25 protein-coding genes are annotated in these 20,221 nt (G+C 51.7%); 24 read left to right on the forward strand and 1 reads right to left on the reverse strand.

Annotated features, from left to right (window positions below):
• Nucleotides 1–51: 51 nt before the first annotated feature.
• The 3 genes from LOS79_RS04110 to LOS79_RS04120 are packed head-to-tail and all read left to right on the forward strand — an operon-like array spanning nucleotide 52 to nucleotide 1,846.
• On the forward strand, nucleotides 52–645 hold the full coding sequence (locus LOS79_RS04110; RefSeq protein ID WP_315416477.1) for a CPBP family intramembrane glutamic endopeptidase: 594 nt from the start codon (nucleotides 52–54) through the stop codon (nucleotides 643–645).
• A complete protein-coding gene (locus tag LOS79_RS04115) occupies nucleotides 642–1,016 on the forward strand; it encodes a hypothetical protein (RefSeq protein ID WP_315416479.1) in 375 nt (124 codons plus the stop codon). Before LOS79_RS04110 ends, LOS79_RS04115 begins: the two co-directional genes overlap by 4 nt.
• Nucleotides 1,010–1,846, forward strand: coding sequence for a metallophosphoesterase (locus tag LOS79_RS04120; RefSeq protein WP_315416481.1), 837 nt, complete (start codon nucleotides 1,010–1,012; stop codon nucleotides 1,844–1,846). The genes LOS79_RS04115 and LOS79_RS04120 overlap by 7 nt, the downstream gene beginning before the upstream one ends.
• Nucleotides 1,847–2,019: 173 nt before the next feature.
• On the opposite strand, the gene LOS79_RS04125 is transcribed toward LOS79_RS04120, so the two are convergent.
• Nucleotides 2,020–2,937, reverse strand: coding sequence for a polysaccharide deacetylase family protein (locus tag LOS79_RS04125; protein ID WP_315416483.1), 918 nt, complete (start codon nucleotides 2,935–2,937; stop codon nucleotides 2,020–2,022).
• An 85-nt stretch (nucleotides 2,938–3,022) separates the two neighbouring features.
• Between LOS79_RS04125 and LOS79_RS04130 the strand changes: the two genes are divergently transcribed.
• The 21 genes from LOS79_RS04130 to LOS79_RS04230 all read left to right on the forward strand — a co-directional run bounded on the left by LOS79_RS04130 (nucleotide 3,023) and on the right by LOS79_RS04230 (nucleotide 20,210).
• Nucleotides 3,023–3,391 (forward strand): hypothetical protein, encoded by a 369-nt coding sequence (locus LOS79_RS04130; RefSeq protein WP_315416484.1) that lies wholly within the window; start codon nucleotides 3,023–3,025, stop codon nucleotides 3,389–3,391.
• 286 nt (nucleotides 3,392–3,677) lie between these two features.
• Nucleotides 3,678–4,292, forward strand: a complete 615-nt coding sequence (locus tag LOS79_RS04135) for a genetic competence negative regulator (protein ID WP_315416486.1) — start codon at nucleotides 3,678–3,680, stop codon at nucleotides 4,290–4,292.
• Between the two features lie 146 nt (nucleotides 4,293–4,438).
• A complete protein-coding gene (gene prsW / locus LOS79_RS04140; protein WP_315416488.1) occupies nucleotides 4,439–5,134 on the forward strand; it encodes a glutamic-type intramembrane protease PrsW in 696 nt (231 codons plus the stop codon).
• Nucleotides 5,135–5,210: 76 nt separating this feature from the next.
• Nucleotides 5,211–5,357: a hypothetical protein gene (locus LOS79_RS04145; RefSeq protein WP_315416489.1), complete on the forward strand. Its 147-nt coding sequence runs from the start codon at nucleotides 5,211–5,213 to the stop codon at nucleotides 5,355–5,357.
• Nucleotides 5,358–5,470: 113 nt separating this feature from the next.
• The gene (gene ypeB, locus LOS79_RS04150; RefSeq protein ID WP_315416491.1) at nucleotides 5,471–6,829 is read left to right on the forward strand and encodes a germination protein YpeB; all 1,359 of its coding nucleotides are present in this window, start codon (nucleotides 5,471–5,473) and stop codon (nucleotides 6,827–6,829) included.
• Between the two features lie 192 nt (nucleotides 6,830–7,021).
• Entirely contained in the window at nucleotides 7,022–7,675 is a 654-nt protein-coding gene (locus LOS79_RS04155; RefSeq protein ID WP_315416494.1) for a flagellar brake protein, read from the forward strand.
• 213 nt (nucleotides 7,676–7,888) lie between these two features.
• Nucleotides 7,889–8,599 (forward strand): (d)CMP kinase, encoded by a 711-nt coding sequence (gene cmk / locus LOS79_RS04160; RefSeq protein WP_315416496.1) that lies wholly within the window; start codon nucleotides 7,889–7,891, stop codon nucleotides 8,597–8,599.
• Nucleotides 8,596–9,183 carry a lysophospholipid acyltransferase family protein gene (locus LOS79_RS04165; protein WP_315416498.1) on the forward strand — a complete coding sequence of 196 codons (588 nt, stop codon included), beginning with the start codon at nucleotides 8,596–8,598 and terminating at the stop codon, nucleotides 9,181–9,183. Before cmk ends, LOS79_RS04165 begins: the two co-directional genes overlap by 4 nt.
• A gap of 178 nt (nucleotides 9,184–9,361) precedes the next feature.
• The gene (gene rpsA, locus LOS79_RS04170) at nucleotides 9,362–10,678 is read left to right on the forward strand and encodes a 30S ribosomal protein S1 (protein ID WP_315416500.1); all 1,317 of its coding nucleotides are present in this window, start codon (nucleotides 9,362–9,364) and stop codon (nucleotides 10,676–10,678) included.
• Between the two features lie 166 nt (nucleotides 10,679–10,844).
• Nucleotides 10,845–12,170: a ribosome biogenesis GTPase Der gene (der, locus tag LOS79_RS04175; RefSeq protein WP_315416502.1), complete on the forward strand. Its 1,326-nt coding sequence runs from the start codon at nucleotides 10,845–10,847 to the stop codon at nucleotides 12,168–12,170.
• Between the two features lie 12 nt (nucleotides 12,171–12,182).
• The gene (plsY, locus tag LOS79_RS04180; protein WP_315416504.1) at nucleotides 12,183–12,800 is read left to right on the forward strand and encodes a glycerol-3-phosphate 1-O-acyltransferase PlsY; all 618 of its coding nucleotides are present in this window, start codon (nucleotides 12,183–12,185) and stop codon (nucleotides 12,798–12,800) included.
• Complete coding sequence (locus LOS79_RS04185; protein ID WP_315416506.1) at nucleotides 12,793–13,833, forward strand: NAD(P)H-dependent glycerol-3-phosphate dehydrogenase; 1,041 nt, start codon at nucleotides 12,793–12,795, stop codon at nucleotides 13,831–13,833. Before plsY ends, LOS79_RS04185 begins: the two co-directional genes overlap by 8 nt.
• A 66-nt stretch (nucleotides 13,834–13,899) precedes the next feature.
• Complete coding sequence (locus tag LOS79_RS04190; RefSeq protein WP_315416508.1) at nucleotides 13,900–14,175, forward strand: stage VI sporulation protein F; 276 nt, start codon at nucleotides 13,900–13,902, stop codon at nucleotides 14,173–14,175.
• Between the two features lie 170 nt (nucleotides 14,176–14,345).
• Nucleotides 14,346–14,525 (forward strand): DUF2768 family protein, encoded by a 180-nt coding sequence (locus LOS79_RS04195; RefSeq protein WP_315416510.1) that lies wholly within the window; start codon nucleotides 14,346–14,348, stop codon nucleotides 14,523–14,525.
• A gap of 44 nt (nucleotides 14,526–14,569) precedes the next feature.
• Nucleotides 14,570–14,938: a 2Fe-2S iron-sulfur cluster-binding protein gene (locus LOS79_RS04200; RefSeq protein WP_315416512.1), complete on the forward strand. Its 369-nt coding sequence runs from the start codon at nucleotides 14,570–14,572 to the stop codon at nucleotides 14,936–14,938.
• Between the two features lie 59 nt (nucleotides 14,939–14,997).
• Entirely contained in the window at nucleotides 14,998–15,732 is a 735-nt protein-coding gene (locus LOS79_RS04205) for a DUF3939 domain-containing protein (RefSeq protein WP_315416514.1), read from the forward strand.
• A gap of 370 nt (nucleotides 15,733–16,102) precedes the next feature.
• Nucleotides 16,103–17,581 (forward strand): stage IV sporulation protein A, encoded by a 1,479-nt coding sequence (gene spoIVA, locus LOS79_RS04210; RefSeq protein ID WP_315416516.1) that lies wholly within the window; start codon nucleotides 16,103–16,105, stop codon nucleotides 17,579–17,581.
• A gap of 364 nt (nucleotides 17,582–17,945) precedes the next feature.
• Nucleotides 17,946–18,218 (forward strand): HU family DNA-binding protein, encoded by a 273-nt coding sequence (locus LOS79_RS04215; protein ID WP_020427702.1) that lies wholly within the window; start codon nucleotides 17,946–17,948, stop codon nucleotides 18,216–18,218.
• A gap of 113 nt (nucleotides 18,219–18,331) precedes the next feature.
• Nucleotides 18,332–18,580: a trp RNA-binding attenuation protein MtrB gene (gene mtrB / locus LOS79_RS04220; RefSeq protein ID WP_315416523.1), complete on the forward strand. Its 249-nt coding sequence runs from the start codon at nucleotides 18,332–18,334 to the stop codon at nucleotides 18,578–18,580.
• A gap of 107 nt (nucleotides 18,581–18,687) precedes the next feature.
• Nucleotides 18,688–19,227: a hypothetical protein gene (locus LOS79_RS04225; RefSeq protein ID WP_315416525.1), complete on the forward strand. Its 540-nt coding sequence runs from the start codon at nucleotides 18,688–18,690 to the stop codon at nucleotides 19,225–19,227.
• Nucleotides 19,228–19,340: 113 nt separating this feature from the next.
• The gene (locus LOS79_RS04230) at nucleotides 19,341–20,210 is read left to right on the forward strand and encodes a heptaprenyl diphosphate synthase component 1 (RefSeq protein WP_315416527.1); all 870 of its coding nucleotides are present in this window, start codon (nucleotides 19,341–19,343) and stop codon (nucleotides 20,208–20,210) included.
• The last annotated feature ends 11 nt before the right edge of the window (nucleotides 20,211–20,221 follow it).

The raw sequence follows: 20,221 nt of genomic DNA on the forward strand, positions 1-20,221 counted from the left end.
CGTATAGGGAAATTATCTTATGTAAAAACATTATAGAACAGGCAGGTTACAATGAAAAAATTCAAATTCAGCGAGATCAAAATTAAAAAAGCCGATCCTCAGCAGCTGACCGACAAGCTGCTCTTAATCAATCTGTACATTACCCAGGGCCTTACACTCTTTATCGGTTTGATATGGATATTATTACAGAAAAGAAATCCCATTCACATATTAAATTTTCCAGAGAGCCTGAATTTCGTGTATTGGGGGCTCGGTCTTGCGGCAATTATGCTCATTGTTGATTTCCTTTTGACCCATATTGTTCCAGAGGACAGCATGGATGACGGAGGGATTAATGAGCTGCTGTTCGGGAACCGGCCGCTGTGGCATATCGTGGTTATCGCGGCAATTGTCGCAGTCTGCGAGGAGCTTCTTTTCCGGGGAGCGATACAGCACTCACTCGGGCCTTACTGGACAAGCATCCTTTTTGCTGTAATTCATGTGCGTTACCTGCGCCACTGGATTCCAACCGGCTGGGTGTTCCTCAGCAGCTACGGGCTCGGGTTTATTTATATCCATTCGGGCAGCCTCTGGGCACCTATCCTGTGCCACTTCGTGATAGACCTGTTCTCCGGTATGGTGATCCGTTACAGGAGGGCATCATGAGCGAAGGATTAAGCCGGGTGAAATCCCGCAAGAAACAGTATAAAGGCGAAGACAACCCTCCTGTCAAAGGGAAAAGCGGAAAGCCGGTTCCGGCAGCAGTAACAGGCCAGCAGGAGACTCCGGCCGGGGAGCCGGGAACATTGTCCAGAAAGGCGCGCCAGACGCTGCAGCGGACCTCCGGAAAGCCGAAAGGCAAGGCGGCGGCTAAAGAGGGTGAAGAAACGCCTTCGCGGGCACAGAGCTATCCTTCGGAACGAATCCGGTTCAGCAAGATGTTTATTAATTCACTGATCATCATATTTGTGCTCTTATTGGCCTTTTTGCTGTGGTGGGGCATCATCGGGGCACCGCCGCTCAAAACGTTATGGTAACGGCAGTACTGCTGGTTCTTCTGGGCCTGTGCGCCGGAGCTGCGGCAGTTATGGCGGTCCTTATGGTTGCCGGAGCGTTCCGCAGCCGCATTATTGCCGAGGAAATAGTACTGGCCGGCCTGCCCGGCGGGTTCGACGGCTACCGGATTCTCTTCATCACCGATATACACCGGCGCCGTCTTCCAGCTGCACTGCTGGAAGAGTACCGCGGAGAGCTGGATGCCGTCTTCCTGGGCGGCGATCTGACGGAGAAGGGGGTTCCCCTTAAGCGCCTGCGTAATAATCTGGCGCTTGCCGCATCCCTGGCCCCTGTTTATGCAGTTCATGGGAACCATGATTACCAGGCGGAGATCAGGCTTGTAGATCAGCTCATACGCAGCAGCGGAGCCAGGCTCCTTGTTGATGAGAATGTGAAGCTTGAGTGCAGCGGGGCGGAAATTGTGCTTACAGGAGTGGATTTCCCGCGGACAGGCGGCAAGCGGGCTTATCATGCGCTTCCGCCGGTCACGGCCCGGGATGACGGAGCCTTCCGGATCATCCTTGTGCATGACCCGTTATGGCTGGCGCAGCAGAAGGAGGTGCCGGCTGATCTGATTCTGGCCGGTCACACCCATGGCGGGCAGGTAGTGCTTCCCTTTATAGCGAGCAGGCATGCCGATGAGTTCTACCGGCACTATAATGCCGGAATGTACGATTTACCTGCGTACGGAAATGATACATACCAGCCCAAGATGCTCATCAGCCGTGGCTTTGGCACTGCGCATCTGCCGCTGCGCTGGGGCAGTCCGGCAGAGATGCATCTGCTCACCCTGCGCTGCAGGCAGGAATAGCCGGCAGAAATCAAAAATCGCTCTTGCGGATTGAAGGCGGATGCCTTCATTTCCACAAGGGCGATTTTTTAATAACATTTGATTGTCTGCGGTCATTTACCGGGGTCCCCGCAAAGTACCTGAGTTCGCTTCGAAGTAATCGCCTCACTTTGTGAGGGTATTTGTGGGGCTTATTACCGCATTTTCAGTTCAATGCTGCGGGGATCAACAAAGCTGTAGCCTTTGCCTTCGAGCGTAGTCAGCAGAGTATCCAGCGCCTCCACGGTCCAGGGCAGCTCATGCATCAGGATATTGCTGCCGGAATGCAGCTGGCTGGTCACATTGCTGATCAGCTTTTCTGTTTTGCCCGTGTCCTTTTCTTTCATCTCCCAGTCAAGCGAACCTACAGACCAGGTCATATAAAGCAGGCCGTTGCCAGCCGCGATTTTTTTGCCGACATCACCGCCGGCGCCGTGCGGCGGACGGAAGAACTGCGGGGCCTCTCCGGTAATTTCCTTGACGATATTCTGCACATCCTCGATCTGTTTCCTGACCTCAGTCTCGGATTTATCCTTCAGCACAATATGGTCCCAGCTGTGGTTGCCGATAATACCGCCCCGGTCATGGATTAGCGTAAGCAGCTCCGGATGCTCTTTCACCCGGTACCCGTTGACGAAGAAGATGGCTTTGGCATTATGCTTGTCCAGCGTATCCATCAGCGGATTAATCAGCTCGGCTTCTTTGGGCCCGTCGTCGAAGGTGAGCAGGACCACTTTTTTGTCAGTCGTTTCCGTATTAGGGACAATATCATAATTCTTGTTCATATGGTACAGCAGCGGCACTTCGGCCGCGGCAGCAGAATCGTCCGGCTGCGCAGTCCCGGCAGCATCCGCCTGCGGTGAAGCTTCAGGCGAAGGCGCTGTCTCTGCTGAACTTGCCGGCTGGGCAGACGGGGCGGCAGTTGCCGGCTCTGCTGTTCCTGATTGTGCTGTTGCCGCTGGCTGCGGCTGATTCCCTGCTGCGGTGTCTGCTGAATTCCCGTCACTATTGCAAGCTGACAGGAGAAAAGCAGCCAGGAGCAGCGTGATTGTTGCTTTACCCACTTTTTTCATCTCGCTTTCTTGTTGTTTGACTGTATGAGCCGGAATCTTTCCGCGAACACTAAGCATGATTTTACCATACAAGGAGGTTAGAGATATGAATACTTCGTCATTTCTGTGCGGAGTGCTGATGGGCGCTGCCGCCAGTATGATTATGTCCAAAAAACGGAGCGCCATTATGTCATCCATGCTGCATACCGGAGAAGCTTCATCCAGTGCCGGCGAAAAGGCCAAGGATAAAATCATGGGGATGGCAATGACCGGCTTCGGCAGTACGGCAGCGGACAGCAGCCATGACAAGCATGCCCAGGCATCAGCCGGCAAAGAGCATCATGAGGAATCACCGGTGAAATCCAAGGAGTCGAATCTGAATATGCTGAAGGACTTCATCCGGAGCAATCCGGATGTTAAGCATGAAGTGGAGCAGATCCTCAAGGATACACATACAGCCATACCGGGATTGTAACCGCAAAGGGCGTAAGCAGAATCATTTTGGCGGTGCCCCGCACTGCTGAAATGATTCTTTTTTTGCCGTGGAATCTGTTTAAATTAGATGTATGTGCATACAGTGATTAGGCGGAGCAGCGGGGCTTTACAGATAAAGGGCAAATAATTGGCCTTGTTCTATATTTATTTACGTGCATTTAGAGCGTCAAAATGATAACATACATACATAGTAACCATTTTTGGCTCATTACTCGGGACTCATCATACATTAATACTAAATGAGCTTGCAAAAGGAGGATCCTGTCATGAGAATAGAGCGATTAGGTCAAGATAAGATACGGATTTTCCTCACTTTTGACGACCTGAGCGAGCGGGGCATCCAGAAGGAAGACATGTGGCAGGAGGTTCCCAAGGTGCATGACCTCTTCACGGAAATGATGGATCAGGCGTATAGTGAGCTTGGATTTGACGCTACCGGTCCGTTAGCCGTGGAAGTGTTCGCACTGCCCGCACAAGGTATGGTCGTTATAGTGACCCGGGGAAAATATGATCACCATCAGTACGGTGGAGCCGGGGAAGATGAATTGCCTGAAGAGATTTACGAAATGGAAGTTACTCTTGAACAAAGCGACTCCATTGTGTATGCATTCCGCGATTTTGAGGTTTTGGTTGAAGCGGCCCATGTACTCATTGGCAATATTACTTCTCAAGGTCAGCTGTATTCTTATAATGATAAATGGTATCTCTACTTCGATCCGAAGGATTTCGAGGAACCGGCAATGGCAGGTCTTGTCGGCGTGCTTTCAGAATTTGGGGATTCCTCTCCGGTAACCCAGGCTGTGCTTGCGGAATATGGCAAGACAGTTATGGCGGAGAACGCGGTACAGACATTGTGCACTCATTTTAAACGCCAGGAGTAATAACCGGAAGGGCACCGGGGCGTCCCGCTCTGTTGCCCTTTCTTGGATTTTGCTGCCGGGAGAAGATCATGCTTGACAGCGGGCGCAAGTATAGTCCGCAGAATATTTCAGCAGAACCTAGTTTTAGGTGCGGGGAGGCTACTTCGGTGCTTTTGTTATCGGTCATTTCGTCAGCAGTGGCACCGGGACTTGCGCTGTTGACTTTTTTCTATCTGAAAGACAAGTATGACCAGGAGCCGCTCCATATGGTGCTTAAGGTATTCCTGCTCGGCCTGATCATTGTGCTGCCGGTGATGATTATCCAGCGGGGGCTGGTGCTCGGTCTGGACGGCGGCCCTTATGTAGATTCGTTTCTGATCTCCGCAGGGGTGGAGGAAGCGTTGAAGTGGTTTGTGCTGTACCATATGATTTACAATCATACCGAATTTGACGAGCCCTATGATGGAATACTATACGCCGTAGCAATTTCGCTCGGTTTTGCAACAATAGAGAATGTAATGTATGCCTGGTACAGCAATGCTTCAATCGGTTCTATGATCATAAGGGCGCTGCTTCCGGTATCCGGACATGCCATGTTCGGCGTAATCATGGGGTACCATATGGGCAGAGCCAAATTCTCGGGCGGTGTCCGGACAAGAAGGATTCTGCTCATTTCGCTGCTGCTGCCGTGGCTCTGGCATGGAATCTATGATTTCCTGCTGACCTCCACGGCCAACTACTGGATCTGGTTCATTGTGCCGCTGATGGCGGTTCTGTGGTACGGGGGAATGGGCAAGGTGGCGCGGGCCAACAGCCGTTCACCGTTTCGTTTTTTGAAGCGTGAGGAAGAGGTTAACCTGTAATAGAGATGGACACACTTAATCCAGAAGGGCAGTTCCTTAGAGCAAGGAATTCCAGAGAGGAGCGAGGTGTCTTTTTTTGCGTGTAAAAGTCCGGATTATCTGCAAGCAGTGCGGCGAAACCTACATATTAAGAGGAAGCAAGGATCAGGGAGTCATTCAGACCGGCTTCAAGCAGTGCCTCTGCAGCAGCGTGAGCGGGTTTGAAATCGAAGAGCGCGCCTGAATAATCCTTGAAACTGATGCCCCACTTTGTGGGGTTTTTTTCCGTGTGCATAAGACTTCTCAGTTATTGTCAAACTAACGGCAATAAGCTACTGAAAGGAGTTTTGCGGACCCATGTACAAAAGATTAAGTGCCATTATGTTCCCGCTGACCGCACTTTTGCTGCTAGGAGCGCTGGTCTGGGGCTATCAGGAGAATCAGGAGAAGAATTCAATTCTGATCAAAGCGGAGAATCAGTATCAGCGGGCTTTTCATGATCTGTCCTTTCATATGGAGCAGCTGCATGGAGAGCTGGGGAATACCCTCGCCGTCAATACAACATCAAACGGGAGGCACCGTAAGGGCCTTGTGAATGTCTGGAGGCTGACCAGCCAGGCCCAGAATGAAATCAACCAGCTGCCGCTCACCCTGCTGCCGTTCAGCGAGACGGAGGAGTTCCTCTCCAAGATTTCCAATTTCTCTTATAAAGCAGCCGTCCGTGACTTCACCAAGAAGCCGCTGACCGAAGGTGAAATGGCCAATCTGAAGACTCTCTATGCGAATTCAGCCGAGATCTCCAAGGATCTGCAGACCGTCCAGGACAAAGTCATCAGTAACCGGCTGCGCTGGATGGATGTCGAAACAGCGCTTGCCACCGAGGAGAAAGCGGAGGATAACACAATCATTGACGGATTTAAAACCGTGGATAAACGGGTCGCCGCTTATCCGGAGCTTGATTATGGCCCTTCCGTTGCAAGCATTTATGACAAGCGTTCGGTGAAAAAGCTGGGCGGCAAGCCGGTTACTCCAGAGCAGATTAAGGCTAAGGCGCTGAAAGCTGCCGGAATGCAAGGCAATGCTGACGTGAAAATTCAGGAGAACGGCAAAGGGACGGAATGGGCTTCCTACACAGCCACGGTGATCTCAAAGGATCATAAAGAGCCGGTCTCAATGGATTTCACCGCGGAAGGCGGCCTGCTGATCTCTTACAATGACAGCCGCGAGGTTGGTCCGGCTAAGGTGTCCATGAAACAGGCTGTTGTGAAGGCCGGAGAATTCCTGGAGAAAAAGGGCTACCCGGCCATGACCGCTGTCAGTGCAGACAGATATGACAATCTCGGCAATCTGACCTTTGTCAGCAGCCAAGACGGCGTATTGATCTACCCTGAGAAAGTAACAGTGCGGGTCGGGCTTGATACAGGTGAGCCTACAGGATTTCAGGCCAGCGATTATGTGCATGAGCATAAGGAGAAGCGGGAAATTCCGCAGCCGCAGCTAAGTCTGGAAGAAGTGAGAAAGCTGCTGAATCCGGAATTCAAAGAGCTGTACAACAGGCTTGCCTGGATCGAGAATGAAGATGCCGTGGAACTGCTGACATACGAGTTCGGGGGTAAAATCAACGGCTCGCAATTCCGGGTCTACCTGAATGCGGCTGACGGCAATGAAGAAGCTGTTGAGCAGGTCCGTACCTCCTCGGGGGCACAGGAGAAATAGCCGGCGTCTCGCAGCGTACGGACAGATGCAGAAGGAAAGGGCGCATTCCCGGAAACGGAATGCGTCTTTTTTGGCGACTGCAGGAAATATAAGACCAGGACATGCGCGGATGAAACTTTTCTGACCGGGGCCGCAATTGCCATGCTATAATCGGTTTAGAATTAATTACTAACTCATGCGGCGGTGACAGGTTTGTATCCCAAAATCAACGAGTACTTATACATTCAGGTAGCTTCCAGTGATGCAGCGGAGTCCGAGAAGGAATACCGGGCAAGAATTGCGGATATGGAGGATGATACATTCCTGATAGAAATTCCGATGGAGGAGAATAGCGGCCGGCTGAAAAAGCTGTTTATCGGTGACGAGCTGTCTGTATATTTTCTGACGGAAGGCGGAATCAAAAATTATTTCAATACCCATGTGCTCGGCTTCAAGGAGGAGGTCATCCGTATGCTGCGGCTGCGTAAGCCTGCGGAGGAATCCATCTTCAAAATCCAGCGCCGCAGCTTTTTCCGTGTCAATGCCGAGCTGGAGCTGGCGGTCAAAGACGCGCTTGGAAGCCGTTTTCTGGTCCGGACCGAGGATATCGGCGGCGGCGGGGCCTCGTTCCTCAGTGACGGGAAGGTTTCCCTCGCGGTAGCGGACAAGCTCGTCTGCTGGCTGCTGGTCTCCTACCGTAACGGCAGCACGGAGCATGTTAATTTCGAAAGCGAAATTGTACGGATCAAGAAGCTGGAAACCGGACGCAATCTGATTATGCTGAAATTCTCGGCCATCTCCGATTCTGAACGCCAGAAGATCATCCGCTACTGTTTTGAACGCCAGTTTGATTTCCGCAACCGCTGAACCGGGCGGCGGGGAAACTTCAAAAGGCTGCAAAAACAGCTTTTTTCTCCGTAAAAACCTCTGTGTCATTTTGCACTGGGTTACAATCTGTGGTATAATTTTATAAGTCGCAGGCAATGCCTGCTTTTTTCTTGATAATATCAGCAAGCCAGTAGAGAAATATGCCGCTTAGGCCTATTTTCTGCGGAAGAGTGTTTGAGGAGGAATGCCCCGTTGGACAGGCAGGGGACACATACTTACGAGAGAATTAACGTCGCCATCGACGGACCTGCCGGGGCAGGCAAGAGTACTGTAGCCCGATTGGTAGCACGGGAGCTGTCTTTCATCTATGTTGACACAGGCGCGATGTACCGGGCAATCACCTGGTATATGATCCGTGAAGGCATATCTGCGGAGGAGCATGAACTGATCGACCGGATGGTCCAGGGCATGGAAATTGATCTTCTTCCGGAGAAAGATGTGCAGAAGGTGCTGATTAATGGGGAAGACATGACCCCGCATATCCGCAGTCTTCAGGTCAGCGGCCAAGTGTCGCAGTATGCGAAGATTGAGGGTGTAAGATCCAGGCTGAGTCAATTGCAGCGCCAGATGGCGCTTCGCAAGGGAGTCGTAATGGATGGCCGGGATATCGGTACAACCGTACTGCCGGATGCCGAAGTGAAGATTTTCATGACGGCAAGTGTGGAGGAGCGTGCTCTCCGTCGTTACAAGGAACTGAAGGATACGGAAACAGTGACTCTCCAGCAGCTTGAACATGATATTGCCGCGCGGGACCGCCTCGATGAGAGCCGGGAGATTTCACCGCTGCGCCGTGCCGAAGATGCCATTCTTCTGGATACGACCCATATGGATATCGGTCAGGCCGTGGAAGCCATCGTCTCCCACTGCAGAACTTATGTTAACGGGGAGAGGAATCATCTATGATTTATGCTATTTGCGTTGGATTGCTTCGCTTGATTTATGCCGTTCTGTTCCCGCTGAAGATTGTGGGAAGAGACAATGTGCCAAAGGAGGGCGGAGTGCTGCTCTGCGCAAATCACATCAGCCTGCTGGATCCGATGACGATCGGCATTAAGCTGAAACGACAGGTAAAGTATATGGCCAAGGCTGAACTCTTTGAGGTTCCGGTGCTGGGCTGGCTCATTAAGCAACTGGGGGCTTTTCCTGTTAAACGTGGCGGCGTAAGCAAAGAATCCATCAAGACGTCCCTTAATACGCTCCGCAGCGGACATGTTATGGGCATCTTTCCGGAAGGAACGCGGAATTCTGACTCGGGGTCGGCGAAGAAAGGCGCAGCCAGCTTTGCCCTTCGCAGCGGTGCAGCCGTTGTACCTGCGGCCATAATCGGGTCTTATAAGCCCTTCCGCCGGATGACTGTAGTCTACGGGGCTCCGATAGATCTCAGCTCGTTTGAAGGTGCGGGAAGCGAATCTCTGGAGGCAGTAACCGATGTGATTATGGGGCGCATCCGTGAGATGATTGAAAGCGGTAAGCCCAGCCAGCATTAATTTGCGGCTGAGAGATGCTGCTGCCGCAGTGATCAGATAAATAACAGCATAACCGTTATTATTTGGAACATACTAACTTACAAATGCAAACGGATTGATCCAGAAGTGAATGGTTGTTTTGAACTCTGCTCTACGCGGGTTTAAATAAATGGGGTTTTGAATCGAGGAGGGTAATCACATGTCTGAAGAAATTAAAAATCAAGAAGCTGCGGATAACGTTGAGAACAACGAAACCGTAGAAGGGGCAGAAGTTGTGGAAGCCGCTGTAACAGCTGTTTCCGGCAGTGAAGAAGAAGTGACAAGCCAGGAAGGTCTGGAAATCATTTCTTTGAAAAAAGGCGATACCGTGAAAGGAACAATCGTCAAAATCGAAGATAACCAAGCTTATGTAAGCATTGGATATAAATACGACGGCGTTATTCCTATCCGCGAATTGTCTTCCGTTCAGCTTGACAATGCTGCAGCAGCAGTAGAAGTGGGCCAAGAAGTGGAATGCAAGGTTGTCAGCATCAACGACAACAAGGAAAGCCTGGTTCTTTCCAAACGTGCAATCGACAGCGAAAAATCATGGGAAGATCTGGAGAAGTATTTCGCTTCCCAGGAAGCTTTCGAAGTTGTTGTAGCTGATGTTGTCAAAGGCGGCCTTGTGGCTGACGTTGGCGCACGCGGCTTCATCCCGGCTTCCATGGTTGAGCGTCACTTCGTTGAAGATTTCAGCGATTACAAAGGCCGTACCCTGCGCGTTAAAGTGAAAGAGCTTGACCGCGAGAACAGCAAAGTAATCCTGTCTGCCAAAGAAGTGCTGGAAGAAGAATTCGAAGCTAACAAGCTGAAGATTATGTCCGAGCTGTCCGAAGGACAAATTATCGAAGGTACTGTACAACGTCTGACCCAGTTCGGCGCATTCGTTGATGTAGGCGGCGTTGACGGCCTGGTTCACGTATCCGAGATCGCCTGGAATCACGTGGAGAAACCTTCTGATGTTGTATCCGAAGGCGATAAGGTTCGCGTTAAAGTACTTAAGGTTGATCCTGAAAAAGGTAAAATCAGCCTCAGCATCAAGGCGGCTGCTCCGGGTCCTTGGGATTCCGCTGCTGGTCAAATCAACATTGGCGATGTAGTAACAGGCGTAGTTAAACGCCTTGTAAACTTCGGCGCGTTCGTTGAATTGCTTCCAGGCGTAGAAGGCCTTGTGCACATCTCGCAAATTTCCCACAAGCACATCGGCACTCCGCATGAAGTGCTTAAAGAAGGACAAGAAGTTCAAGTGAAAGTCCTTGACTTCAACCCGTCCGAGAAGCGTGTTAGCCTGAGCATCAAGGAAACTGAGGAAGCTCCGGCTCCTGTTGCCAGACCAGAACGTACGAACAACAGAGACAGAGCACCTAAAGAAGTGCTGAACAATCCTAACGTATCGCTCAGCAACGAAGGCCTCAGCTTCACACTGGCTGAACGTTTCGGCGACAAGCTGGATAAATTCAAGGGTAACAACTAATCCCTTTGTTATTTCATCATAACGGGTAAAGTAATCGGCGAGCCCTCAATACGGGGGTTCGCCGATTGTGTTTTTTGGGGCTGGCAGAACAGCTGCAAGACTGTTAGCCAATTGAATTGTTTTTTGCTATGATGAGTAACGTAAGGAAGACAGGAGGAATGAAGTTATGGCAAGACCCGTAGTGGCCATCGTAGGCAGGCCTAACGTCGGTAAATCGACGATATTCAATAGGCTGATTGGCGATCGGCTGGCCATCGTAGAGGATAAACCGGGGATTACGCGTGACCGGATCTATGGCGTTTCAGACTGGAACGGCAAGTCCTTCAGTGTGATTGATACCGGAGGTATTGAGATTGACGGTGAAGATGCGATTCTGAAGTCCATCCGCGTCCAGGCGGAGCTGGCGATTGAAGAAGCGGATGTTATCGTATTTATGTGCGAAGCCAAGAGCGGGCTTACAAGTTCGGATGAAGAAGTGGCACAGATTCTGTTCCGTTCCGGCAAGCCGATCGTACTGGCGATTAATAAAGTAGATAACATGAAACGCTCCGAGGATATTTATGAATTTTACAGCCTGGGATTCGGTGACCCGATCGGAATTTCGGGAAGCCATGGAACCGGAATCGGTGACTTACTGGATGCGGTTGTTGAACGTCTCCCGGATACAACCGATGATGAATATGATGATGATGTCATCCGTGTGGCCTTAATCGGGCGCCCGAATGTAGGCAAATCCTCCCTCGTGAACGCTATCCTGGGTGAAGAACGCGTCATTGTCAGTGATGTTGCCGGTACTACACGCGATGCTATTGATACACCTTTTGAGCGGGATGGCCAGCGTTACGTGCTGATCGATACGGCAGGTATGCGCAAACGCGGCAAAGTCTACGAAAACACGGAGAAATACAGTGTTATGCGGGCTATGAAGGCTATTGAGCGTGCTGACGTTGTACTGGTTGTGATTAACGGCCAGGAAGGCATTATTGACCAGGACAAGCATATTGCCGGTTATGCCCATGATGCTGGCAAAGCCTCGATCTTTGTCGTCAACAAATGGGATGCCATTGAGAAGGACGACAAGACGATGCAGAACTTTGAACGCACTATCCGCGACCACTTCCTGTTCATGAGCTATGCGCCGGCCGTGTTCCTGTCTGCACTCACCAAACAGCGGCTGCAGAAGCTGCTGCCGGTAGTTCAGCATGTTGCACAGCAGCATGCGCTGCGGATTACAACCCATCTGGTAAATGATGTGGTGTCTGATGCTGTGGCAATCAATCCTCCGCCAACGGATAAAGGGCGGCGTCTGCGCATCAACTATGTAACCCAGGTTGCGGTGAAGCCGCCAACGATCGTCGTATTCGTAAATGATCCGTCGTTGATGCACTTCTCCTACGAGCGTTATCTGGAGAACAAAATCCGCGCAGCATTCAATTTCGAAGGCACACCAATCCGTCTCTTTACACGGCGCAAATCCGAAAACGAAGGTTAGGGGAGAAGAGTAGTGGCGTTTGAACTTCTGGTTATCGTTGTAAGCTATTTGCTTGGCTCTGTCAGCTTCAGTGTATTACTCGCCCGGCTGCTCAAAGGTATTGATATCCGCCAGTACGGAAGCGGCAATGCGGGGGCGACCAATACACTGCGTGTGATGGGGAAGGGACCGGCCATACTGGTGCTGTTTCTGGACGTACTGAAGGGAATTGCCGCAGTCTGGCTTGGAACCTGGGCCGGCGGCTGGGGGACCTGGGTAGCGGTAGCTTGCGGGATCGCTGCTATTATCGGGCATAATTGGCCGCTCTATTTCCACTTTCGCGGCGGGAAGGGCATTGCAACGACAATTGGCGTAATGGCTACACTTGCATTTTGGCCTGCACTGATTGCGGGGGTAATTGCGATTCTCGCTATTGTCTTTACCCGCTATGTATCGCTGGGTTCACTGATTTTTGTGGCGCTGACACCGGTATTCCTGCTGTTCACCGCATTCTCACCTCCGGAGCTGTGGGGGAGTCTGATTATTGCGTTGTTTGCATTCTGGCGGCACCGCAGCAATATTGTGAAGATTTCGCAGGGCCGGGAGAACAAGATCGGCTCTAAAGTCAAGGAGGCGAACCGCGTTGTCTGATAAAGTGACCGTGCTGGTCGCGGGCAGCTGGGGAACTGCGCTGGCTACTGTGCTGGCGGCAAACCACTCGGAGGTTTATCTGTGGACGCGAAAGACCGAACAAGCTGACGAGATCAATAAAGCACATACGAATGATCATTTCCTGCCGGGAATCAAGCTGCCTGAGAATATTATTGCCACCACCGATATGGAGACTGCGGTTTCCGGCTCGAAGGCGGTAGTTATTGTAGCTCCGTCATCCGCCATGCGCGAGGTGGCCCGCAGCCTTAAGCCCTTCTGGAAGGAAGATATGCTCTGCATTCACGCTACCAAGGGGTTCGAGACGAAGACCATGAAGCGGATGTCTTTGGTTATTGCCGAGGAACTTGGGTGCAGTGAGGAGAGAATCGTAGTTCTCTCCGGCCCAAGCCATGCCGAGGAGGTAGTGCGTCTCTGCCCGACTACGGTTGTAGTGGCTTCACCTGACGACAGCCGTGCTGCAGCTGCCCAGGAGCTGTTCATCAACAATGATTTTCGTGTATATACTAACCGGGATCAGGTTGGCGTAGAGCTGGCTGGTGCATTGAAGAATATTATTGCGCTTGGAGCCGGTCTCTCTGACGGTCTGGGCTTCGGTGATAATGCCAAGGCAGCGCTCCTGACCCGCGGCTTAGCCGAGATATCCCGTGTCGGTGTCGAAATGGGAGCGAACCCGCTCACCTTTGCCGGACTTGCCGGATTGGGCGACCTTGTCGTTACAGCGACGAGCCAGCACAGCCGCAACTGGCGGGCCGGCTCGATGCTCGGCCAGGGCAAGCCGCTGGCCGAGGTGCTGGAGTCGATGGGCATGGTGGTTGAAGGCATACGGACTACAGAAGCAGCTTATGCGATCTCACAGAAGCTTGGTGTGCAGATGCCGATCACCGATCAGATCTACCATGTGCTGTTCCAGGGCAGAACACCGCGGAATGCGGTTGAAGCCTTGATGGGCCGTGACCGCAAGACGGAGATGGAAGCTATTTCGCAGGAAACTTGGGAACAGTGGCATTCCTGATCACGGTCACCTTTTGCCGGAAGACCTCATATGTTGTATTGGGGACTTACGGAGGAGGGATGAATAGTGAGCAGAGATTTTTCCAAGGATGCATTGAACGCCATCAACAAGAAGGCGGGCAAGAACATTACGGAAGGTGCCATCAAGAAGCTGGCCGGTACGGTTAAGCCGGGCACAACGCAGAATGAAGCCCAGCTCCGCCAGTTAATCAAGCAGGTATCAGCCATGGCCAAGGTGCCGGTTAGTGAAGCTACAATACAGGAGATTGTCAATACTGTTAAAAAAGGCGGATCAGGTACCGGTACCATGGAGTCATTAATGAAAATGATGCTGAAAAAATAGCATAGCCTGCAAGCCGGCAGCCATCCCGTCAGGGATGGCCTTTTCTGCATTCACGGAACCTGCTGTGATTGGAAGTCTGACGTTTTTTTATTCCGGAAGTCTTATAAAATTTTAAGTTTCACGCTATAATAGTCGCAATCCCAGTATTGTGAAATGGAGGCGTTGAAGCCATGGACCCGATGGCAAAGATGTGGCTGTCGCTGATTGCTGTACTGATCATGGGTTTATCCGTATTTCTGATTACCTTTGCACGGAGCAAAACCAGGGGACTGCTTAAAGGCGTATTGTCCGTACTTGCTTTTATTATTATGCTGATCGGTATTTTGGGCGGTGCCGCTTCAATTATGTAAGCATTTACAATTAGGAAATCAAAGAACAGGAAGGGACCAGTACCATGACGCCGCGTGATAAAATAACCGTGACTTTCCTGCCGGAAGCCCGGAGTATCGCTGTTTCTCCCGGGATATCGCTGCTTGAGGCTGTGCGCAAAGCCGGGATTATATTACCGACCCGCTGCGGCGGAAAAGCCGGTTGTCTGATGTGCAAGGTATCCGTAGCCTCAGATGGAGCTGCAGCGCTCAGACCGCCGTCTGATGCCGAGCGGCGCAAGCTTGGCAGTCTGCTGGACAACGGCATCCGTCTGGCTTGCCAGGCAGCCGTACGGGGGGATGTGACTGTTAACATCCCGGAGGACCCGCTTAAGGCTGCTGTGCGCCGCAGACTTGAGGCTGCACGCCGCGGGGAAGAGGATGGATTGTGGTGAGCACAGGATGAACCGGCAGACTTCGTAAAATGGAAGTCAAGAGGAGGGGAATGAACTCCATGGATCAGGTAAGACGGAGCAGGTCAGCAATGCTGTCAGGGCTTGTCCTGCTGCTGCTGCTGAGCGGCTGTATGTATTCCGGCCAGGACAGCCGGCAGCAAGCCGGCGGCTACCGTGAGAGTGTGAAGCGGGTGCAGGCGGCAGTTGATGATTATCAGGCCGGTGAAGGCCTGCTGCCGATTCTCACCAGTGATGAAATGACACCCCGGTATGAGAAATTTGTAGTTGATCTTGACAGGCTGCAGCAAGACGGTTATCTAGATGAGATTCCGTCGGCTGCCTTCGAGAAGGGCGGAAGTGCTTATTTCCTCATTCTGAATGAAGAAAGTGACCCGGTGGTCAAGCTGATGGATCTGGTGACGGTCCAGAAGGTGAATGACCTCCAGCGCCAGGTGAACCTGTATAAGTCTGCTCACGGAGGGGAGCTGCCGGCTCGGGAGGAGATCTATCCGGGGCTGTATGCGGTGGATACGGGCAAAGCCGGTACGGAGCCGGTCAAGCTGAACAGTGTGTACTCAGGACAGCAGCTGCCTTTCATGATGGATAAGGCCGGAAATGTGTATGCCGATTACGCAGCGGATATCATTTCAGCAATCGGGCATAACGGCAGTACACCGGAGGCAGGCCGTGACCTGCGTCTGGAGCTTGAAGCGGCCTCCTATTATGTCCCTGTGAAGTCATTGCCCTATCTGTGGATCGGCGGAAATCCTGTTGCGCAGGCTCCGCTGGAATAAATTGCTCTATCGTTTTGAAGCCAAGGCCCCACATTGTGGGGTTTTTTGCGGTTCTAAGCGCAGCCCCTCCTTCATAGGATTGATGAGAAGACTTCCGGGCGAGCGGACAGATGAAATTCAGGGTGCGAAAAATAAGGTTACTGGTCATAAATCCATTCTGGATACATATGATGATACTAGTCCAAATGCATGTCCGAGCATTCGGAGTTTAGCGCGGGGCAAGCTGCTTCCGCCTTAGGCAGTAGCTAGGCTTCGGGCGGGCAAAGCTTAGACCGGCGGTTGTCCTGCAAGGGCCAGTCTGCCGGCGGAACGCGAAGTCGATGCTCTTCAGGCATTTTTTCTTCGGAGTAATATGAGGAGGGGATCTCTTTTGGAAAAAGTGGATATTTTCAAGGACATTGCCGAGCGTACCGGCGGAGACATTTATCTTGGCGTCGTCGGCGCGGTTCGCACGGGGAAATCAACATTCATCAAACGGTTCATGGAAACGGTTGTTCTTCCGAACATCACGAGTGAAGCGGACCGGGTAAGAGCAGTGGATGAGCTGCCGCAAAGTGCGGCCGGCAAAACCATTATGACCACTGAACCGAAATTTGTACCAAACAATGCTGTTCAGATCAAGGTGGCTGAAGGGCTGGAAGTCAATGTCCGGCTGGTCGATTGTGTAGGTTACGCAGTAGAGGGTGCAAAGGGCTATGAGGATGAGAATGGTCCGCGGATGATCTCAACACCTTGGTTTGAGGAGCCGATTCCGTTCCAGGAAGCAGCAGAAATCGGTACACGCAAAGTGATTCAGGAGCATTCCACTCTGGGAGTGGTGGTCACCACCGACGGTACGATTGCTGAAATTCCGCGGTACTCTTATGTGGATTCCGAGGAACGTGTTATTGCTGAGCTGAAGGAAGTCGGCAAGCCGTTTGTGCTGGTGATTAACTCTACCCGGCCGCGCAGCGAGGAAACCCAGCAGCTCAGAAGTGAGCTGGCCCTGAAATATGATATTCCGGTAATGACGCTCAGTGCCGCGAATATGACGGAAGAGGATGTGACCGGAGTTCTCCGCGAAGTCCTCTATGAGTTCCCGGTACATGAAGTTAATGTTAATCTGCCAAGCTGGGTTATGGTGCTGGGCGAGAATCACTGGCTGCGCAGCAGCTATGAGAATTCAGTCCGTGACACGGTAAAGGATATCCGCCGCCTGCGGGATGTAGACCGGCTTGTCTCACAATTTACGGAGTATGATTTCATTGACCGGGCCGGCCTCAGCGGAATGAATATGGGGCAGGGCGTTGCTGAAATTGATCTCTATGCTCCTGAAGAACTATATGACCAGGTGCTCATGGAGGTTGTCGGGGTGGAAATCCGCGGCAAAGACCATCTGCTCCAGCTCATGCAGGACTTCTCCCATGCCAAACGTGAATATGACCGCTTCTCGGAAGCGCTGGAAATGGTCAAAACCACAGGTTATGGTATTGCTGCCCCTTCCCTGGCTGAGATGGCGCTGGATGAGCCTGAGCTGATCCGCCAAGGCTCCCGCTTCGGGGTACGCCTTAAGGCAACGGCGCCTTCGATTCATATGATCCGGGTCGATGTGGAGTCGGAGTTCTCGCCGATCATCGGTACGGAAAAGCAGAGTGAAGAGCTGGTGCGTTACCTGATGCAGGACTTCGAGAATGACCCGATCAAAATCTGGGAATCGGATATATTCGGCCGCTCCCTGCATAACATTGTCCGCGAGGGCATCCAGGGCAAGATTGCCATGATGCCGGACAATGCCCGCTACAAGCTGCAGGAAACGCTCGGCCGGATTATTAACGAGGGCTCAGGCGGACTGATTGCCATCATCCTCTAAAAATTAAAATTGCCCACATTAAGAGCGGGATTGTTCCCGCTCTTTTGTGCTGCCTGAGCAAATGAATAGAAGGCGGTTCGCGGCAGCCAAAAAGGGGGATTATCCCAGGGAAGCCTCCGCTTTTCCGGAATATTTGGTAGGAATAGACTGCTGAAGCGGCAGGAAATGTGTAGAAACCTGCTACTTTCTGCTCCTTTTTTGCGGAACGCCTTGAAATTATGGATGGGCTGTATTACTATAAGTTTGTTGCGCTTCTAGAAGAGTAGCGCCAGTATGCAGTATTAAACGGGATTATCACGTATATTTTGCGTTGAAACGGAAACAGTGTATGATACCGGAAGTTTACCCAGGGAGGTGAGAAAACATGAATAAATCTGATTTGATCAACGTGGTTACAGAAGCAACTGAACTTCCCAAGAAAGATGCTACTAAAGCGGTAGATGCCGTTTTCGAAGCAATCACAGGTGCCCTGCAAAACGGAGATAAAGTTCAGCTGGTTGGCTTCGGAAACTTTGAAGTGCGCGAACGTTCCGCACGTAAAGGCCGCAACCCGCAGACTGGTGAAGAAATCGAAATTCCTTCAAGCAAAGTACCGGCATTCAAACCTGGTAAAGCGCTGAAAGACGGAATCAAATAAAGATTTCTACATATTGATCCCATAGTCTTTGAATAACATCTATGCCGCCCTCCAAGGCGGCATTTGTTGTTTGAGGCCAGGCAGTGCTCGTCAAACTTTGAGGAGGTTCCCACATGACTGAGAAGAAAAATGAATTGAATCCTGCACCGTCCGGCAGTGATTACATCATCGTCAAGGCCAAAGAAAACGGTGTTCAGGTCATCGGGCTGACCAGAGGGCTGGATACAAGGTTTCATCACACGGAGAAGCTGGATAAAGGCGAGGTGCTTATTGCACAATTCACCGATCATACCTCTGCGATGAAAATTCGTGGTAAAGCGGAGATATGGAGCAAACACGGACAATTAGAGAGTGAAAGCTGAGAAGCAGGCATAGCCTGCTTTTTTTCAAAATATAACTAGATATAAGGCTGCCGGCAGTGCGGTATAATGTCCTGCGGCGGCGGAGATTATGATTAAGGGGGCTAATCATGAACCGGAGCTGGCTGATCGGAACCGTGATGCTGCTGAGCGCAGTGTCTGTCTTGCTGCTGCCTAGACTTGCCGGCTTCGAGTTAAGCCAGAGGGCTGCTTACGGTGCGGTGGAGACGATTAGCGTTAGCGGAATACAGCTCCGTAATGACAATCTCGTAGATGCCCTCGGGGAAATCCCGTTTAGCCTGCTGATTGACAGGGTAGGCTGGGAGAACCAGGTGCTGTCCCTGGATCTGAAGGTGACCGGTAATGATCATGAGCCGCAGGAATTATACCGTAATATGGCGCTTGCGATATCATTTGCCTTTCAGGAGACGGATAATGTGAACCAGCTGCTGCTCCGGGTGGTGGCTGAGGATAAGTGGCTGGACACGCGCCGCCTGCTGCTGGCCGGAGATATCCGCCGGGAAGAGTGGTCCGCCCCGCTGCTGGATATGCTGGAGAAGGCAGGCAATTCCCCGCTGCCGCTTTCGCTTAAGAACGGCTTCCGCATTAGTGAAAGCGAGCTGTGGAAAAAACAGTTCATTTATCCCTGAAGTGGGTAAAAGAAACTAGAACGCTCCATCGTGCGTGACCAAAAAACATGTGATATAATAGACAAAGTTGTGAACAAATATATTGTCAAACGTCAATGGCTTCGGAGGCTGAAATGAAACCGTACCGCATACATCAACTGGCTAAACCCTATACCGACTACGATATGATTCAGCGGCATACGGAATTGCCGCCGTTCTCAGACGGGCGGGGGCATTTGTTATATATTTTTCTGAGCCGCGGCAGGAGTGCCGGATTCCAGGATAGTGAACTGCTCACGCTGGTAACTGGACTGGTGCAGCTCGGACTGGATACACATGAGGGAATCGACCGGTATCACGAGGAGCCGGGAGGCGATATCATGCGCACCCGCCAGCTTAAGGTGCTGGCCGGCGATTACTTCAGCAGCTGGTTCTACCGCCTGCTTGCAAAGCATGATCAAATTGCAATGGTGGGCATCTTAAGTGCGGCGATTGCTGATTTTAATGTGATGAAGGCTAATCTTTACGGCAGGATGAGAGAGCAATCCTTCACTGCCGAACAATATTTGAAATACACGGTACAGCTCAATATGCGGCTGTTTCTTTCTTTTACACCGATGATTGAGGATTCGCTCCGGGAGGTCTGGGAGAAGCTGCTGGTTGAATTCAGCCAGTATGAGACGGTCGTGCAGGAGCTGCGCCGCGGCGTGGATCCTGCAAGCGCACTGGAAGGCTACACTTACTGGAAGGTGCTGGAGTCGGCAACGGAGGAGGAGGAGCTGCTGCTCAGCCAGCAGGCTCTGGATTTGAAGGACTGGAAGAAGCTGAAGCTGAGATGCAAATGCGATACCCTGCTGACGGACAAGCTGCATGCATCGGCGGAGTCTGTTCAGGTATTGCTGCAGGGCATCAAGGACGAGGAGCTGACCGGTGAGCTGAGAGCTCTGCTTGACCGTCTTCTTGAACAAATGAAAATTTCCGGACAAGCGGCCGTGGAGGGTTAGAGGATGACAGT

The organism is Paenibacillus sp. MMS20-IR301, from assembly GCF_032302195.1.
Taxonomy (GTDB): Bacteria; Bacillota; Bacilli; order Paenibacillales; family Paenibacillaceae; genus Paenibacillus_AQ.